We start from the raw sequence: 16,958 nt of genomic DNA, 5'->3' as shown, positions 1-16,958 counted from the left end.
CTCGTCGAGCCCGGCCACCAGCCGCGAGCTCACGCGAACCAGACGTCGCTCGACGCGATCCGCTCCAGCTCCTCGAGGTCGAACGGCGGCTCGGCGGCCGTCACGGGCCCGTCCTTGCCCGGCCCGTTGTAGACCATCACCAGGACGTCCCAGCCGTCGGGCCGGAAGACGGTCACCGAGCGCACCGAGGTGCCCCCGTCCGCCGCGGGGTTGACGAAGCTCGAGGTGGTGACCACGGTCGCGTCGGCACCGGGCCGGCACTGCGCGGGCCCGGCCTGCTCCGCACACCGCCGTGCGGGGTCCACGACTGCGTGGTCGTCCACGTAGTCGTCCGGGGTCAGGCCCACACGGATCCCGAAGCCTCTCCACGTGAAGTCGACGACCGGGGCCGCGTCGGGTCCGGACTTCGGCGACGGACCGCTGACCCGGCCGGGCTCGAGACCGGCGAAGGTGGTGGGCACCTGCTCGGTGGTGACCGCGAGCTCCGCGCGTTCCAGGGGCTCGTCGGACGTGGTGGCGGACGGCGAGACGGTCGGGACCGTGGTCGAGGGGTCGCCCGCTGGCGACACCCCGCGGCTCGTCCCTCCGCCGTCTCCCAGCAGATGCGCGCTCCCGAACCCCACCAGGGCCACGACCGCGCTCGCCGCGAGGACGGCGCCGACACGCTGGCGACGCTGCCGCACCCGACCACGCCGCAGGCCGCCCGCCACCAGCCCGGGCAGGTCGGGGGCGAGGTCGCCGGTCGAGCGCCGCAGCAGCTCGGCCATCTCCGTCTCGTTCATCGGACGCTCCGTTCGCGCGCCCGCGAGAGGGCTCGCATGGTTCGGGTCTTCACCGCGCCGGGCGAGAGGTCCAGCCGGTCGGCGGTCTCCGCCACCGACAGGTCCTCGAGGTACCGCAGGACGAGGACGGCGCGATCGAGACGGGTGAGGCCGGCGAGCGTCTGCTGCAGCGTCAGCCGGGCGTCGCTGTGCTCCATGGGGTCCGTCACGCCCGCGTGGTCGGGGAGCTCGCCCCACGGCTGCTCGCTGCTGCTGCGCAGGCGCCGCCGGCTCAGGTAGGTCCGGAGGAGGGTCCGCTGCGAGTACGCGTAGGGCGTCTGGATGCGGCGCCATCGGACGAAGACCTTCGCCAGCGTCTCCTGGACCAGGTCCTCGGCGCGGTGGCGGTCGCCGCACATCGCCCAGGCCTGGCGATAGAGGTCGCCGGAGCGCGCGAGGGCGAAGTCCTCGAAGTCCTGCGTCGCACGTCGGTCCATGTGTCCTCCCGTCCCCCTCCTAGATGCCCCGAGGACCGAGAAGGTCACAGTCCTGACGCAGAAAAGAAGTCCGGTCGATCGGTGACCTGGGGCCGGGTCCAGGACGTCTCATCCTCAGTACCTGCCCCACAGCACCGAAGGAGACCCGCATGAAGGCCACCGCACGCGCACTCATCGCCCTCAGCCTCGGCACCGGTCTGGCCCTCGCGCCGGTCAGCGCGGAGGCGCAGCAGCGCGGCGTGTCCGACCGACGCGGCGACTCGACCTCGCACGCCGTCGACATCACGGAGCTCGTCGTACGGCGGACCGCCCATCGGATCACGGCCAACGTGACGATCCCGAGGATGCGCGCCGGCCGACTCTCGGGAACCGAGCTCCTGATCAAGCCGAGCAACAGGCACAAGGTCTACGCGGTCACCATCCTGCGCGACCGCCGCGGTCGGGTCGTCGACAAGAGCCTGACGTGGCGACCGCTGAACGACCCGATCGAGCCGCATGTGCTCCCGTGCTCGCGGATCGCGACGTCGCTGCGAGCCCACCGGACGGTGGTGTCCGTGGCGGCTGACTGCCTCACCAAGACCCGGCCGCGCGTCCGCATGCGAGCGAAGGTGCGCACCGTCGACGGGACCACCGGCCTCCAGGGCGCCTACTACGACGACCAGACGCGCTTCACCCCGCTGCTCCGACGCTAGTCGTCACCCTCGTCGCCCTCGTCGTCGTCGAGCAGGCCGTCCTTGCGGGCGGCGGCGACGATCCGGCGGACGTTGGTGAGGGTGCCGCAGTCGCCGTCGAGCTGCCGGTTGCGCTCGGCGCAGAACTGCTCGCCCAGGTCGGCCCGGACCTGCGGCCCGACCTCCTCGCGGGCCGGGTTGAGGATGGTCAGCTCCTCCTCGGTGAGGTGGTGGTTGACCACCTTCGCGAGCTCCTCGACCGCGTCGTCGAAGGCCTGGGTGTCGGTGCCCTTGAGCTCGAGGACCGCGAGCAGCGCCTCGTGTCCCTCGGCGTGCTCCTCCTCGCCGTGCTCGGCCTCGTGGGCGCCGACCGCGCGCTTCGTGCGGAGCTTGGGGTAGACGAACTTCTCCTCGGCCTCCGCGTGCGCGACATGGAGGGCGGCGAAGGCGCGGCGTACGGCGTCGCGGTCCGAGCTGCTGTCGCGCAGGTCGCGCAGCAGGCTCTCGAAGCGGCGGTGGTCGTCGAGGATGAGCTCCACGACGTCACCCTGGATCGGGCGTCCGAGGTCGATGACGGTCACGGCCCTCCTTACCCGGGAGGGCGGACCAGCACACCCTCCAGCTCGTCGCGGTCGACGACCCGGCGGGTGCGCACGCGGTAGCGGTAGACCTGCACGATGCCGAGCGCCCAGATGAGGTACTGGGTGCTCATCGCCCACCGGAAGGCCGACGGCGTGTAGTCGGAGCCGCCGCCCGGCGTCCGCCAGTCCAGGACGATGCCGATCACGATCACCAGGACCAGGCTGGCGATGAAGCCGCCCTGGTTGATGATGCCGCTGGCGCTGGCGAGCCGCTCGTGCGGGTTGGAGGTGCGGCCGACGTCGAAGCCGATCATCGACGCGGGGCCGCCGACGCCGACGACGATGACGAGTACCACGAGCAGCCACGTCGGCGCGTGGCCCGGCCAGGCGAGGACCACGGTCCAGACGGTGACGATGGCCCCGACGATGGTGAGCACCATCGTGGAGCGGTGCCACGGGTGGGAGCCGACGAGCCAGCCGAGCGTCGGGCCAGCGGCCATCACCGACAGCACCATGAGGGTGAGCAGCAGGCCGGCGGTCGAGGAGGACTGCAGCTCGCCCTTCACGAAGAACGGGTAGCCCCAGAGCAGGCTCAGCGCGGTCGAGCTGAACTGCGTCGAGAAGTGCATCCAGAAGCCCAGCCGGGTGCCGGGGTGGGCCCAGGACGCCGCCAGGCTCCGGCGTACGGCGGACAGCGACAGCGCCGGTCCGCGGAGGTTGCGGTGCCCGGGCGAGTCGTGGAGCACGAGCAGCACGGCGACGGCGAGGACCAGGCCGAGCGACGCCGCGACGAGGTAGGCCTTCGTCCAGCCCAGGTGGCCGAGCGCCCAGGTCATCGGGACCGCGGCGAGCACCGCGCCGAGCTGGCCGAGGGTGCCGGTGAGCTGGGTGACGATCGGGATCCGGCGGGCCGGGAACCAGGTGGCCACCAGTCGCAGCACGCAGATGAAGGTCATCGCGTCGCCCATCCCGACGAACACCCGGGCGATCAGCGCCGCCGGGTAGCTCTCCGCGAGCGCGAAGCCGGTCTGCGCGAGGGTGAGCAGGGCGGTGCCGCAGAGCAGCACGCTGCGTGAGCCGAACCGGTCGACCAGCAGACCGACGGGGATCTGCATCCCGGCGTACACGACCAGCTGGAGCATCGTGAACGTCGCCAGCTGCGAGGCCGAGATGTCGAAGCGGTCGGTGGCCGCGAGACCCGCGACCGCGAGCGACGAGCGGTGGAAGACCGCCACCAGGTAGACGAGCAGCCCCACGATCCAGACCGACCAGGCACGCGCGGTGATGGTCGGCGGATTCACTCCCCGAAGTCTAGAGCCGTGAGCGGGGTCACTCGGAGCCGGCTCGACCGTCCGGAACCCCCGACTCGGCCGACGGAAGTCCGGACTCGACGGTCAGTCGAGGCAGAACTCGTTGCCCTCGGGGTCGCGCATCACGATGAAGGTGGCCGGCATGGGGACCGTCTGGACGACGAGCTCGATCTTGCTGGCGCCGAGGGCGACGAGGCGCTCGGCCTCGGTCTCGAGGGCCTCGACGCGGTCCTCGCCCTCGAGGCCGGGGGCGGCCCGGACGTCGAGGTGGACGCGGTTCTTGACGACCTTGCCCTCGGGCACCTGCTGGAAGAAGAGCCGCGGGCCGGCGCCGGTCGGGTCCTGGCAGGCGCTCGCCATGTTGCGGAACTGCTCCGGCAGGCTCGCCGAGAAGGCGTCCCACGAGTCGAAGCCGGGCGGCGGGGGCGGGAGCTCGTAGCCGAGCACCTCGCACCAGAAGAGCGACAGCGCCCGCGGGTCGGCGCAGTCGAAGGTCACCTGGACCTCGCGGAGCGTGCTCACTTGGCCCCTGCCTCCATCATCTGCCGCAGCTCCTTCTTCAGGTCGCCGATCTCGTCGCGCAGCCGGGCCGCGACCTCGAAGTGCAGCTCGGCGGCGGCGCCCTTCATCTGGTCGGTCAGCTCCTGGATGAGCTGGGCGAGCTCGGCGCTCGGCAGCCCGGCGAGGTCCTGGGTGTGCTGGCCGGACTCGCCGCCGGCCAGCCGCGAGAGCGCGGGGACCGGGGCCTTCCGGTTCTTCGGGTCACCCTGCTGCCAGGTCTCGAGGAGCTCCTGGGTGGACTCGTCCTCACGGGCCAGCATGTCGGTGATGTCCGCGATCTTCTTCCGCAGCGGCTGCGGGTCGATGCCGTGGGCGGTGTTGTAGGCGACCTGCTTGGCGCGACGTCGGTTGGTCTCGTCGATCGCCGACTCCATCGACGGAGTGATCTTGTCGGCGTACATGTGCACCTCGCCGGACACGTTGCGCGCCGCGCGGCCGATCGTCTGGATCAGGGACTTGTCGGAGCGCAGGAAGCCCTCCTTGTCGGCGTCGAGGATCGACACCAGCGACACCTCGGGCAGGTCGAGGCCCTCGCGGAGCAGGTTGATGCCGACGAGGACGTCGTACTGCCCCAGCCGGAGGTCGCGGAGCAGCTCGATCCGCTTGAGGGTGTCGACCTCCGAGTGGAGGTAGCGGGTGCGGATGCCGGCGTCGAGGAGGTAGTCGGTGAGGTCCTCGGACATCTTCTTGGTCAGCGTGGTGACCAGGACGCGCTCGTTCTTCTCCGTGCGGGTGTTGATCTCGTGGATGAGGTCGTCGATCTGGCCCTTGGTCGGCTTGACCACGACCTCGGGGTCGACCAGGCCGGTCGGCCGGATGATCTGCTCGACGGTGTCGCCCTGGACCTTGTCGAGCTCGTAGTCGCCCGGCGTGGCCGAGAGGTAGATCGTCTGCCCGATCCGGTCGAGGAACTCCTCCCAGCGCAGCGGCCGGTTGTCCATCGCGCTCGGCAGCCGGAAGCCGTGGTCGACCAGGTTGCGCTTGCGGGACATGTCGCCTTCGTACATGCCGCCGATCTGCGGCACCGCGACGTGGGACTCGTCGACGACGAGCACGAAGTCCTCGGGGAAGTAGTCGAGCAGGCAGTTGGGCGCGCTGCCGCGGGTGCGGCCGTCGATGTGCATCGAGTAGTTCTCGATGCCCGAGCAGGAGCCGACCTGGCGCATCATCTCGACGTCGTACGTCGTGCGCATCCGCAGCCGCTGCGCCTCCAGCAGCTTGCCCTCGCGCTCGAACCTGGCCAGCTGGTCCTCGAGCTCCGCCTCGATGCCGTTGATCGCGCGCTCCATGCGCTCGGCGCCGGCGACGTAGTGGGTCGCCGGGAAGATGTAGAGCTCCTCGTCCTCGGTGACGACCTCGCCGGTGACCGGGTGGAGGGTCATCATCCGCTCGATCTCGTCACCGAAGAACTCGATCCGGATCGCCATCTCCTCGTAGACCGGGAAGACCTCGAGGGTGTCGCCACGGACCCGGAAGGTGCCGCGCGTGAAGGACATGTCGTTGCGGGTGTACTGGATCTCGACGAGCCGCCGCAGGATCGAGTCGCGGTCGTGCTCCTCCCCCACCTTGAGCCGGATCATCCGGTCGACGTACTCCTGCGGGGTGCCGAGGCCGTAGATGCAGGAGACGGTGCTGACCACGATCACGTCGCGCCGGGTGAGCAGCGAGTTGGTCGCCGAGTGGCGCAGCCGCTCGACCTCCTCGTTGATCGAGGAGTCCTTCTCGATGTAGGTGTCCGTCTGAGGCACGTAGGCCTCGGGCTGGTAATAGTCGTAGTAGGAGACGAAGTACTCGATCGCGTTGTCCGGGAAGAGCTGGCGCAGCTCGTTGGCGAACTGGGCGGCCAACGTCTTGTTGGGCTGCATGACGAGCATCGGCCGCTGGAGCTGCTCGGCGACCCAGGCGACGGTGGCCGTCTTGCCGGTGCCGGTGGCACCCAGCAGCACCACGTCCTCGACGCCCCCGTTGATCCGCTTGGAGATCTCCTCGATGGCGGCGGGCTGGTCGCCGGAGGGCTGGTAGTCGGAGACGACCTTGAACGGCGCCACCCGGCGCTCGAGATCGGTGACTGGTCGCATGCAACGAGCCTAGACGGGTCCGCCGACAGTGCCTCGGTACATTGACGTCGTGCGGAACCGGACCGGTGTCGAGCGACTGCTGCGGGTGCTCCGCCGGACCCTCCTGACGGTGATCGGCGTCCAGGTCGCGCTGGCGATCGGGATGTCGGTGGTCGACTCCTACCGCCGGCGCGGGAAGAAGCCCAAGCCCTTCCCGGTCACCGCGCCGAACCCGGTGGACGTGGGCGAGGGCGAGCTGACGCCGTACACCTACGGCCAGGACCTGTACGACGCGATGCTCGACGCCATCGAGGGCGCCCAGCGGCAGATCCTCTTCGAGACCTACATCTGGAAGGGCGACGAGGTCGGCCAGCGCTTCAAGGACGCCCTCTCGGCGGCCTCGGCGCGCGGTGTGGAGGTCTACTGCATCTACGACGGCTTCGCGAACCTCGTCGTCTCGCCCCGGTTCAAGCGCTTCCCGCCCGGGATGAAGGTGCTGCGCTACCCGATCTACCCCGCCGGCTGGAAGTTCTTCGACCTCGCCCGCTACGGCCGCGACCACCGCAAGATCCTCGTCGTCGACGACGCGGTCGGCTTCGTCGGCGGCTACAACATCGGGACGGCGTACGCCACCGAGTGGCGCGACACCCACGTCCGCATCACCGGCCCGGGCGTGTGGGACCTCAAGCGCGCCTTCGCGGACTTCTGGAACCTCAACCGCCGTCGCCGGATCGGTACGTCGGAGCGCCCGCTGCTGCTCGAGGCTGCCTCGACCTGGGAGACCCGGCTGCGCTTCCACCGCAACGTGCCGCGGCTGTGGATGTTCCCCATCCGGTCGATGTACATCGAGGCGATCGGCCGGGCCACCGAGAACGTCTGGATGACGCAGGCCTACTTCTGCCCCGACCAGGACTTCGTCGACACGATGAAGGCCGCCGCGGCGCGCGGGGTCGACGTGCGCCTGCTCGTCCCGCTGAAGTCCAACCACATCGTGGCCGACTGGATCTCCCGCGGCTACTTCTCCCAGCTCCTCGACGCCGGCGTCCGGATCTTCCGCTTCAAGGACGCGATGGTGCACGCGAAGACCGCCACCATCGACGGCACCTGGTCGACGATCGGCACCGCCAACATCGACCGGCTCAGCCTCCAGGGCAACTACGAGATCAACGTCGAGGTGATCGACCCCGACTTCGCGACCGCGCTGGAGAAGGTCTTCGGGATCGACGAGTCCAACTGCCTCGAGCTCACCAAGGGCGAGTGGGAGGCGCGGGACCTGCACCGGAAGTTCACCGAGATGATCCTGGCGCCGCTGCGACCGCTGCTCTGACGTACGGACGAGGCGTCAGCGGCGGGTGACCTTCGCTGGCAGGTGCGTGCGCGGGGCCATCCGGGCGCCGTGCCGCGGCCGTCGGCCGGCGACCAGGCCGATCAGGATCGGCACCCGGCCGCGGTGGGGTCGCCAGGGCTCGAGGAAGTCGGCCATCTGCTCGTCGGTGAAGGGCTCCCCGCTCACGGCCCAGCCCAGGTCGGCGGCGATGTGGTAGTCGCCGAAGGAGACCGCGTCGGCGTCGCCGTGGGCGCGCTGGCGCACCTCGGCGGCCGTCCAGACCCCGACCCCGGGGAGCGACGTCAGCCGGCGCTCGACCTCGTCGCCGGGCAGCCCGACGGTGCGCTCGAGCGCGTCGGCGACCCGGGCCGCGTTGACCAGCGCACGCGAGCGGGCCGGGTCGACGTGCATGCGCAGCCACTCCCACGAGGGCACCTGTCGGATCGTCTCGGCCGACGGCTGGATCCACAGCTTCAGCGGCTCCCCCGGCCCGGGCGCGCGCTCACCGAAGCGGTGCACGAGCATCCGGAAGCCCGCGAAAGCCTCCTGGCCGGTCACCTTCTGCTCGATGATCGCCGGCGTCAGCGCCTCCATGACCCGTCCGGTGCGGCCGATCCGCCAGTGGCCGTAGCGGCGCCAGGCCTCCTCGACCAGCGGGTGGCCGGGCTCGAAGCCGGTCACGTCGTCCTCGGCGCCGAGCAGCGCCGGCAGCGAGTCGAGCGCCCACGCCGCGCCCGGCCCCCAGGCCTCGGCACGCACGACGCCCTCGGTCGAGCGCGGCTCGACGAGCAGGGTGACCGGGCCGTCCGGCGTACGGATGCCGCGCCAGTGGCGGTCGCCGTCGACGCGGTACGTCGGGTCGCCGCCACCCCGCTTGTGGATGCGCAGCACGGTGCCGACCGGGCACGGCCAGTCGGGTCGCCACTCCCGCGCCTGCCCGTCGCCCGCCACGTCCGCGACCCTAGCTCTCGCCACCGACGCTAGAACGTGTTCTAGTCTTCGGCCATGCTCCAGATCGACGACACCAGCCGGGTCCGCACGGTCACCCTGGACCGGCCGGACGCGCTCAACGCCTTCAACGAGGCTCTGTACGACGCGACCGCCGACGCGCTCCTGGCCGCGGCCGAGGACCCCGGCGTCGCGGTCGTGCTGCTCACCGGCAACGGTCGCGCGTTCAGCGCCGGCACCGATCTCCTCGAGATGCACGCGCGCGCGACCGACCCCGACTTCGTGCCCGGCAAGCACGGCTTCCTCGGCCTGCTCGACGCGCTGGTCGCCTTCCCCAAGCCGCTCGTCTGCGCCGTCAACGGGGTCGGGCTCGGCATCGGCGCCACGATCCTCGGGTACGCCGACCTCGCGTTCATGTCGACCACGGCCCGGCTGAAGTGCCCCTTCACCAGCCTCGGCGTCGCGCCCGAGGCGGCCTCGTCGTACCTCTTCCCGCGGCTGCTCGGTCACCAGGACGCCGCCTGGATGCTGCTCTCCGCGGAGTGGGTCTCGGCGGCCGAGGCGAAGGAGATGGGCCTCGTGTGGCGGGTCTGCGAGCCCCACGACCTGCTCCCCGAGGCGCGTCGGCACGCCGAGCTGCTGGCCGCGCGGCCGATCTCGTCGCTGGTCGCGGTGAAGCGGACCATGACCGAGCCGCTGCGCGCCGAGATCCGCGCCGCCCGCGATCGCGAGAACGCGGCCTTCGCCGAGCTCATGGGCGGCCCGGCCAACCTGGAGGCGCTGACCGCCTTCGCCGAGGGTCGCGAGCCCGACTTCACGAACCTTCCTCCGGGCTGGTGACCGCTCAAACGGTGAGACTCCTCACCGCCCGGGACGGAACAGCGGTCGGCCCGACCGCGCTGTGCCGGACATGGCTGATCTCTTCGAGTCCCTGACCGTCGGCGCCTGGACGCTGCCCAACCGCCTGGTGATGGCGCCGCTGACCCGCAACCGCGCCGAGGACACCGTGCCCGGCGACCTCGCGGTCGAGTACTACGCCCAGCGCGCCTCCGCGGGCCTGATCATCACCGAGGGCAGCCAGCCCACCGCGGAGGGCCAGGGCTACCTCAACACCCCCGGCTTCCACTCCGCGGAGCAGCTCGCGGGCTGGCGTCGCGTCGCCGACGCCGTCCACGCCAACGGCGGCCGGATCGTCGCCCAGCTCATGCACGCGGGCCGGATCTCGCACCCCGACAACACCGGCGGCCAGGAGATCATCGCGCCCAGCCCGATCGCCGCGCCGGACGAGATGTTCACCGCCGACGGGCCGCAGCCCTTCCCGACCCCGCGCGAGATCGCGCTCGACGAGATCCCGGCCGTCGTCGAGGGCTACGTCCAGGCGGCGCGGAACGCGGTCGAGGCCGGCCTCGACGGCGTCGAGGTGCACGGCGCCAACGGCTACCTGATCCACCAGTTCCTGGCCCCGGGGTCGAACCACCGCACCGACGGGTACGGCGGCTCGCCCGAGAACCGGGTCCGCTTCGCGCTCGAGGTCACCCGGGCCGTGGCGGAGGCGATCGGCCCCGAGCGGGTCGGCATCCGGATCTCCCCCGCTCACAACATCCAGGGCGCCACCGAGGAGGACCCGGCCGACGTGGCCGCGACGTACGGTCTGCTGGTCGAGGGCCTCGCCCCGCTGGGCCTGGCCTACCTGAGCATCCTGGCCGACCCGAAGACCGACCTCGTCCAGGACCTGCGCCGCGGCTTCGGCGGCGTGGTCATCGCCAACGACGGCTTCGGCGAGATCACCACGCGCGAGTCGGCCCAGGAGATCCTCGACAAGGACCTCGCCGACGCGGTCGCGGTCGGCCGGCTCTTCCTGGCCAACCCCGACCTGCCCGCCCGCTGGCAGACCGGCGCGGCGCTCAACGAGCCCAACCCCGACACCTTCTACGGCGGCGGCGCCGAGGGCTACACCGACTACCCGTTCCTCGACGACTGAGCGACGTCCGACGCTGGGGTTGGTGACCAATCCCCGAACAGTCCGGACGGACCATGGTGGGAACGTGCCCACCAGCCCTAGCGTCGACGCATGACGGACCTCCCCCACATCGTCCTGGTGCACGGCGCCTGGGCGGACGGCTCCTGCTGGAGCTCTGTGATCAGCCGACTGCACGGACTCGGCTACGGCGTGACCGCGCCCCAGTTCCCCGAGACCTCCCTCGACGCCGACGTCGCGCGGCTGCGCCAAGTGCTCAACCGCCAGAGCGGTCCGACGATCGTCGTCGGGCACTCGTACGGCGGCCAGATCATCACCGCGCTCGGCCAGGACGCCCCGAACGTGGTCGGCCTCGTCTACATCGCCGCGTTCGGCCTCGACGAGGGCGAGTCGATCGGCGCGCTCGTCGAGGGCGGCCCGCCGAGCCCGGCGCTGGCCCACCTCGACGTCGACACGCTCGGCTTCGCGTGGCTGCCCGAGGACGACTTCGTGGGCCACTTCGCCTCGGACGTCGACCCGGCGCAGGCGAAGGTGATGTTCGCGGTCCAGCAGGCGACCTCGCTGTCGGTCTTCGGCGACGTGATGGGCCACCCGGCGTGGAAGGACCTGCCGAGCTGGTACCTCGTCGCCACCAACGACGAGGCGATCCCGCCGGACGCCGAGCGGCAGTTCGCGGCCCGGATGGGCGCGACCACGGTCGAGGTGGCCTCCAGCCACGTGCCGATGGTCTCGCAGCCCGACGAGGTGGTCGCGCTGATCGAGGCGGCGGTCGCGGGGGTCGGCAGCTAGGGGGACTCGGCAGCCGGCCATCCGCCGAGGCGGGCGGCGTGGTCGTGCGTGCTCCTCAGGAAGTCGCCGACCGCGCCCGCCGGGTCGGGCGCCTGCCGCACCAGGTGGTAGGGCAGGAGGAACTCGCCGAGCTCGTCGTCGTACGCCGCGCCGGGAGCCTCACGGAAGCCGGTCGGCTCGGGGTAGGCGTAGGAGTAGAAGCTGCCCTCCGGGCTCCCACCCGGCCAGAAGCCCGCACTGGTCAGCTCGGCGTCGTAGGCCTCCCACATCACGCGGTCCGGGCAGTTCGGGACGCCTCCCGGGTGACGGGGTGCCGGACGTCCGGAGAAGCGGGTGGTCGCCAGGTCGAAGGCGCCCCAGAAGAAGTGCACGGGGCTCGCCTTGCCCCGGAACCCGCCCCGGAAGTCCGACAGCACCTGGTGCGCCTTGACGAGGGAGAGCCAGAAGAGGTGGGCGGCCTCGGCGTCGTACGACGCGTGGTGCTGGTCCTCGGCGAACGGCGTGGCGTCCTCGACCTCGACGGGCGACCGGCCGATCGGGGCGTGCACGTCGAGCTCGCCGAGCCGGCGGCGGACCTCCTCGTGGAAGTCCGCGACCGACCGTGGGGCGAGCTCGACGGTCCGGCGCCGACCGTCGGTGCTGTCGAGCACCAACCGGTGGTCGACGAAGTCGAACTGCACCTCCAGCCCGCGTCCGCCCGCCGGCATCAGCGACGTGGTGAGCCCGACGCCGGTGACGTAGAGGGGCACGTGCCACCAGTGGTTCTGGTGCGGGGCCAGCGCGAGCCGGAGCCTCCCGACGATCTGTACCCACCGGTGCAGGGTGTCCCGGGTGTCGGCCCACTCGTCGACGAGGAGCGCCGGCCAGCGGCCGTCGTGACCGTTCACGATCGGGCCTAGGCGCCGATCGTCTCGATCGCGGTGCGGATGACCTCCGCGACCTCCTTGGGGTGCGCCAGCATCACGAGGTGGGACGAGTCGATCTCGACCGTCGTCATGCCGGCCCGCTGGTAGCCGAAGCGCTCGACGTCGGGGTTGATGGTGTGGTCGGAGGACGACACGATCCCCCAGGCGGGCTTGGTCTTCCAGGCCGCGGCCGGGGCGGCCTCGCCGAACGCCGCACCGGCGAGGGGTCGCTGGGACACCGCGAGGATGCGGGCGAGGTCGGGATCCACGTCGGCCGCGAAGATCTCGGGGAAGCGCGCGACGTCGACCGACACGTCCGTCCCGTCCTCGCCACCCGCCTGCGGGAACGGCGTGTAGACGAGCGCCTCGGCGAGGGGCGAGTCGGGGAAGCCGCCCTGCAGCTCGCCGAGGCTCTCGCCCTCCTCCAGGGCGTAGCCGGCCAGGTACACGAGACCGACGACGTTGTCGGCCGTCCCGGCGACGGTGATGACGGCGCCGCCGTACGAGTGGCCGACGAGCAGCACGGGACCGTCGATGTGGGAGACGACGGACGCGATGTAGGCCGCGTCGCCGACGAGGCTGCGGTTGGGGACGGCGGGCACGCGGACGTCGAGTCCGGCGGCGAACAGCTCCGGTACGAGGGCCGCGAAGCTCGAGGCGTCGGCGAAGGCACCGTGCACGAGCACGACGGTGGGGGTGGGCATGGAGATCTCCTTCTGGTCGGGGCGGCGGGGTCACTCGTCGTACAGGGCGGCACGCAGGAAGTCGGCTCCCTGGGCCGTGGCCGCCTTGGCGGCGTGGGTGTCGCGCATCGCGTTGACCATCACGAAGTCGTGGATGATCCCCTGGTAGCGGACCGCCGTCACCGGCACGCCTGCGGAGCGCAGCTTCGCGGCGTACGCCTCGCCCTCGTCGCGGAGGACGTCGGCCTCGGCCACGATGACCAGGGCCTGCGGGAGTCCGGCGAGCTCCTCCTCGCTCGCCCGCAGGGGCGACGCGGTGATCTGGGCGCGGTCCTCGGGATCGGTCGTGTACTGGTCCCAGAACCACTGCATGGCGTCGCGGCGCAGCCAGTAGTTCGTGGCGAACTGGTGGTAGGAGCCGGTGTCGAACGACGCGTCGGTCACCGGGTAGTAGAGCAGCTGCGCAGCCAGGCGCGGGCCTCCCCGCTGCTTCGCCATGATCGTGACCGCGGCGCTCATGTTGCCGCCGACCGAGTCACCGGCGACCGCGATCCGGCCGGGGTCCAGGTCGTGCTCGGAGCCGTGCTCGCCGATCCACTCGAGCGCGGCGTAGACCTGCTCGATCGCCACCGGGTAGCGCGCCTCGGGCGAGAGGCTGTAGTTCGTGAAGACCGTCGCCGCCTCTGCGCGGGTGGTCAGCTCGCGCACCAGGCGGTCGTGGGTGTGCGCGTCGCCGAAGACCCAACCGGCGCCGTGGGTGAAGAGGATGACGGGGAGCGGGCCGACCGAGCCGGCCGGGCGGTAGACGGTGATGGAGACCTCGCCGGTAGGTCCGCCGGCGATGGTGAGCTCCTCGGTGTCGACGGCGGGCGCGGGGATCTCGCCGTCCTGGACGGAGTCGACCGTCTTGCGTCCTTCCTCGAGGGAGAGGTCGAAGAGGTAGGGAGGCTCGGCCGTCGCCTCGACGAAGTCCTGCGCGGCCGGCTCGAGAACGGGCTTGATGTCGGTCATGCAGGGAGCCTGCGCGTCGGCGGCCACCCACGCATCAGTCACGCGACGTAGATCGCGACGAGCTAGCCGGACAGGCGCTCGACGACGTCGCGCAGCTGGGTCCGTGAGGTCACGCCCAGCTTCGGGAAGGCGTGGTAGAGGTGCGTCGACACGGTGCGTGGCGAGAGGAAGAGGCGCTTGCCGATCTCGCGGTTGGTGAGGCCGGCGGCGGCCAGCCGGGCGATCTGCCTCTCCTGCGCCGTCAGCTCGGACCACGACGACGGAGACGCCTCCTCCGTCGACACCCCCGCTGCTCGCAGCTCCGCCGCAGCCGCCTCGGCGAGCGTGATCGCCCCCACTCGCGCGAACGCCTCCTGCGCGAGGGCGAGCTGGGCCCGCGCGGCCGCCGTACGCCGGCGGCGCCGTAGCCAGACGCCGTAGCCGAGCCGGGCGTGAGCCAGCTCGAACGGCCACCGGGCCGCGGAGGGCTCGCTCGTCGCGAGCTCGAGGTAGGCCTCGGCCTCGTCGCCCTCGGCGAGCAACCCGAGGGCGCGTTGGAGGATCACCGCGAACCGTGGGCTCGTCGTCGCCTCCAGCTGTCCTCGAGCCCGCTCGACCACGCCGAGCACGTCGTCGCGCTCACCCGCGCGCACGGCGACCGCGACCAGGTCGCCGAGCGCCCGGTAGGAGACGTGCTCGTGCAGGGGTGCGCCGTCGCGGTCGAAGAGGGCCCGGCCGTAGCGGTAGGCCGCCGCGAGGTCACCGCGGGTGAAGGAGGCGCGGGCGAGCGTCACGTGCAGGTTGGCCTCGAGGGCCGCGCACTCCCCCACGTCCACCGCACGGAGCAGCGCCAGCGCCTCGGACCGTGCCACCTCGGGATCGCCGAGCACCACCGTCACCCGAGCGAGCAGCTCGCGTCCGGTCAGCAGGTAGTAGCCCAGGTTGTCGGCCTCGGCCAGGTCGATCATCGTGCGCGCCGTGAGGGCGGCGTCCGCGAAAGCGGCCCGGTCGAACTGGACCTGCCCCAGAGCCATGAGCGTCTGGATCAGCTGGCCGGGCGCGTTGCCCTGGCGTTGCAGCTCGACGGACTTCTCCAGCCGCCGCATCGCCACCTCGGGCTCGTCGAGGAGCCAGGCCGTCGCCCCGAGCATCATCTCCTGCGGGGCGAGCAGCTCTCCGGGCAGCTCGAGGTCGAGCGGCGGCGTCTCACGCACCAGCGCGAGGTTCTGGGGCGCACGGGAGAGAGGCGCCAGAGCCGTCTCGATCCAGGCCTGGGCGGCGCGGGTGACCTGGTCGTACGGCGGCGGGGCCGGCGGTGCGTCACGCCGGTACCGGTCGTACCACACGCGGACCCGGTCGGCGCCACGACCGGTCTGGTAGGTGAGCGAGGCCAGCGTGGTGAGGGAGGCCCATCCTGATTCCGGCTCGACACGGAGCAGCTCGTCGAGCGAGCCCTCCAACGCGTCGAGCGCGGCCGTCTGCCGCATGGACTGGGCCATCGCGTAGGCCACGCGGTGCGCCGCGAGCGCCCGCACCTTCGGGTCGTCGGTCTCCGCGAGCACCCGCTCGGACAGTGCCTGGAGGCGCCCCAGCTGGCCGGTCTGCCCGAGCATCACCAGCGCCTCGAGCATCCGGGACTCACGGTCGGCGCGACGCGAGCTGAGCTCGGCGGCCCGCAGCATCGCGCGCGCTCCCTCGGAGTGCGCCCCTCGGCCCGTGGCCGCCCCCGCTGCACGCACCAGCTCGAGCGCGAGGTCGTCGTCGGGGCCGGTCGTGGCCGCGGCCCGGTGCCACGTCCCGCGCGCAGGATCGTCGACGTAGGCGTCGGCGAGGTCGCGGTGGGCCGCCAGCCGCTCCGCCGTCGACGCCTGCGCGTAGACGGTCGAGCGCACCAGCGGGTGACGAAACCGGACCCGTCCGTCGACGACCGAGATCAGCCCGGACTCCTCGGCCGGTCCGAGGTCGCGCGCCAGACCGCCTCGGGTCCGGTGGCTCTCCGGAGGATCGGCGACGACCCGGCTCAGCACCGGCAGGTCCGCTCCGCCGGCCGCGGCGAGCAGGAGCACCCGTCGCGTGGTCGCCGGCAGCCCCGGAAGCTCGGCCGCGAACGCCGCCTCGACCTTGGGCGGCACTGCGGGCGGCTCCGATGCCGCGAGCGAACCGAGCCTCGTGTCCGGGTCCATCGGGTTCGTGACCGAGCCCGCTGTCCGAGCGAACTCGCGCAGCGCGAGCGGGTTGCCTCGAGCGCGGTCCGTGACCGAGATGCGGGCCACGGGGCCGAGCGGCAGCTCGAGGGTGTCGAGCAGGGCCAGTGACTGCTCGAGCCCGAGAGGTGCGAGCGCCACGACGTCGGCTTCCTCGACGCCGCGAGCGCTGGTCAGCGCGCGCGTCGCGACCAGGACCGCCACGGAGGTCCCGGCCAGACGGTTGGCGACGAAGGAGAGCACGTCCCAGGAGCTGTCGTCCCACCAGTGCTGATCGTCGACCACCACCATCAACGGCCGCTCGGTCGCTGCATCGGCGAGCCAGTCGAGGATCCCGAGCCGGAGCGCCAGGGCGCTCGTCGGCGCCTGACCCGGGCGGGGCCCGACGAGGTCCGCGGAGACCTCGGCGGCCCTACGACGGAGGTCCGGTCCCAGATGGACCTGCCGAGCCGCGAGCAGCTCCACCACTCCGGCGTACGGCAGCGCCCTCTCGCTCGCGCGCCCGCGGAGCCGGATCACCTCCCACCCTGCGTCCCGAGCCTGCGCGTCGAGCGCGTCCAGGAGCCCGGTCTTCCCCGCGCCGGGCTCACCCGTGACGCACGCGAGGCGTCGGCCGGTGGAGAGCAGGTGCCAGCACGCTGAGAGGTCGTCGTCGCGGCCCACGAGGCGGTGCACCGGTCCAGTCTGACCGATCGG

At 71.9% G+C, this 16,958-nt stretch carries 16 protein-coding genes; 5 read left to right on the top strand and 11 right to left on the bottom strand.

The annotated features are described in order from the left end of the window. Positions 1-29 precede the first annotated feature (29 nt). Positions 30-782 (bottom strand): hypothetical protein, encoded by a 753-nt coding sequence (locus K8U61_RS11420; protein WP_224123145.1) that lies wholly within the window; start codon positions 780-782, stop codon positions 30-32. Then, complete coding sequence (locus tag K8U61_RS11415) at positions 779-1,258, bottom strand: SigE family RNA polymerase sigma factor (RefSeq protein WP_224123144.1); 480 nt, start codon at positions 1,256-1,258, stop codon at positions 779-781. The genes K8U61_RS11420 and K8U61_RS11415 overlap by 4 nt, the downstream gene beginning before the upstream one ends. Before the next feature lie 149 nt (positions 1,259-1,407). Here K8U61_RS11415 and K8U61_RS11410 point away from each other — a divergent pair, with 149 nt between their 5' ends. Next, positions 1,408-1,950: a hypothetical protein gene (locus K8U61_RS11410; protein WP_224123143.1), complete on the top strand. Its 543-nt coding sequence runs from the start codon at positions 1,408-1,410 to the stop codon at positions 1,948-1,950. Here K8U61_RS11410 and K8U61_RS11405 read toward each other — a convergent pair. The 4 genes from K8U61_RS11405 to uvrB form a co-directional block, all read right to left on the bottom strand. Then, positions 1,947-2,510: a hemerythrin domain-containing protein gene (locus K8U61_RS11405; RefSeq protein ID WP_224123142.1), complete on the bottom strand. Its 564-nt coding sequence runs from the start codon at positions 2,508-2,510 to the stop codon at positions 1,947-1,949. The genes K8U61_RS11410 and K8U61_RS11405 overlap by 4 nt on opposite strands. An 8-nt stretch (positions 2,511-2,518) precedes the next feature. Continuing rightward, positions 2,519-3,811 carry an MFS transporter gene (locus tag K8U61_RS11400; RefSeq protein WP_224123141.1) on the bottom strand — a complete coding sequence of 431 codons (1,293 nt, stop codon included), beginning with the start codon at positions 3,809-3,811 and terminating at the stop codon, positions 2,519-2,521. 93 nt (positions 3,812-3,904) lie between these two features. Further along, positions 3,905-4,342 carry a VOC family protein gene (locus K8U61_RS11395; RefSeq protein WP_224123140.1) on the bottom strand — a complete coding sequence of 146 codons (438 nt, stop codon included), beginning with the start codon at positions 4,340-4,342 and terminating at the stop codon, positions 3,905-3,907. Next, a complete protein-coding gene (gene uvrB, locus K8U61_RS11390) occupies positions 4,339-6,459 on the bottom strand; it encodes an excinuclease ABC subunit UvrB (RefSeq protein WP_224123139.1) in 2,121 nt (706 codons plus the stop codon). Before uvrB ends, K8U61_RS11395 begins: the two co-directional genes overlap by 4 nt. A 49-nt stretch (positions 6,460-6,508) precedes the next feature. On the opposite strand from uvrB, the gene K8U61_RS11385 reads away from it, so the two are divergent. Next, positions 6,509-7,765 (top strand): phospholipase D-like domain-containing protein, encoded by a 1,257-nt coding sequence (locus K8U61_RS11385; protein ID WP_224123138.1) that lies wholly within the window; start codon positions 6,509-6,511, stop codon positions 7,763-7,765. Positions 7,766-7,780: 15 nt separating this feature from the next. On the opposite strand, the gene K8U61_RS11380 is transcribed toward K8U61_RS11385, so the two are convergent. Then, positions 7,781-8,716, bottom strand: a complete 936-nt coding sequence (locus K8U61_RS11380; protein ID WP_224123137.1) for a DNA-3-methyladenine glycosylase family protein — start codon at positions 8,714-8,716, stop codon at positions 7,781-7,783. Between the two features lie 54 nt (positions 8,717-8,770). On the opposite strand from K8U61_RS11380, the gene K8U61_RS11375 reads away from it, so the two are divergent. The 3 genes from K8U61_RS11375 to K8U61_RS11365 all read left to right on the top strand — a co-directional run bounded on the left by K8U61_RS11375 (position 8,771) and on the right by K8U61_RS11365 (position 11,480). Next, complete coding sequence (locus K8U61_RS11375; RefSeq protein WP_224123136.1) at positions 8,771-9,553, top strand: enoyl-CoA hydratase/isomerase family protein; 783 nt, start codon at positions 8,771-8,773, stop codon at positions 9,551-9,553. A gap of 70 nt (positions 9,554-9,623) precedes the next feature. Beyond that, complete coding sequence (locus K8U61_RS11370) at positions 9,624-10,694, top strand: alkene reductase (RefSeq protein WP_224123135.1); 1,071 nt, start codon at positions 9,624-9,626, stop codon at positions 10,692-10,694. Between the two features lie 90 nt (positions 10,695-10,784). Continuing rightward, on the top strand, positions 10,785-11,480 hold the full coding sequence (locus K8U61_RS11365; RefSeq protein ID WP_224123134.1) for an alpha/beta fold hydrolase: 696 nt from the start codon (positions 10,785-10,787) through the stop codon (positions 11,478-11,480). On the opposite strand, the gene K8U61_RS11360 is transcribed toward K8U61_RS11365, so the two are convergent. From K8U61_RS11360 to K8U61_RS25460, 4 genes are all read right to left on the bottom strand, one after another. Beyond that, positions 11,477-12,367, bottom strand: coding sequence for a DUF5996 family protein (locus tag K8U61_RS11360; RefSeq protein ID WP_224123133.1), 891 nt, complete (start codon positions 12,365-12,367; stop codon positions 11,477-11,479). The genes K8U61_RS11365 and K8U61_RS11360 overlap by 4 nt on opposite strands. A gap of 8 nt (positions 12,368-12,375) precedes the next feature. After that, entirely contained in the window at positions 12,376-13,089 is a 714-nt protein-coding gene (locus tag K8U61_RS11355; protein ID WP_224123132.1) for an alpha/beta fold hydrolase, read from the bottom strand. Positions 13,090-13,119: 30 nt separating this feature from the next. After that, entirely contained in the window at positions 13,120-14,079 is a 960-nt protein-coding gene (locus K8U61_RS11350; protein WP_224123131.1) for an alpha/beta hydrolase, read from the bottom strand. 62 nt (positions 14,080-14,141) lie between these two features. After that, positions 14,142-16,937 carry an AAA family ATPase gene (locus K8U61_RS25460; protein ID WP_224123130.1) on the bottom strand — a complete coding sequence of 932 codons (2,796 nt, stop codon included), beginning with the start codon at positions 16,935-16,937 and terminating at the stop codon, positions 14,142-14,144. Between the last annotated feature and the right edge of the window lie 21 nt (positions 16,938-16,958).

The organism is Nocardioides mangrovi (assembly GCF_020073815.1).
GTDB classification, from domain to species: domain Bacteria; phylum Actinomycetota; class Actinomycetes; order Propionibacteriales; family Nocardioidaceae; genus Nocardioides; species Nocardioides mangrovi.
The sequence above is the reverse complement of the archived record's forward strand: the minus strand, read 5'-3'. Positions and strand labels throughout refer to the sequence as shown.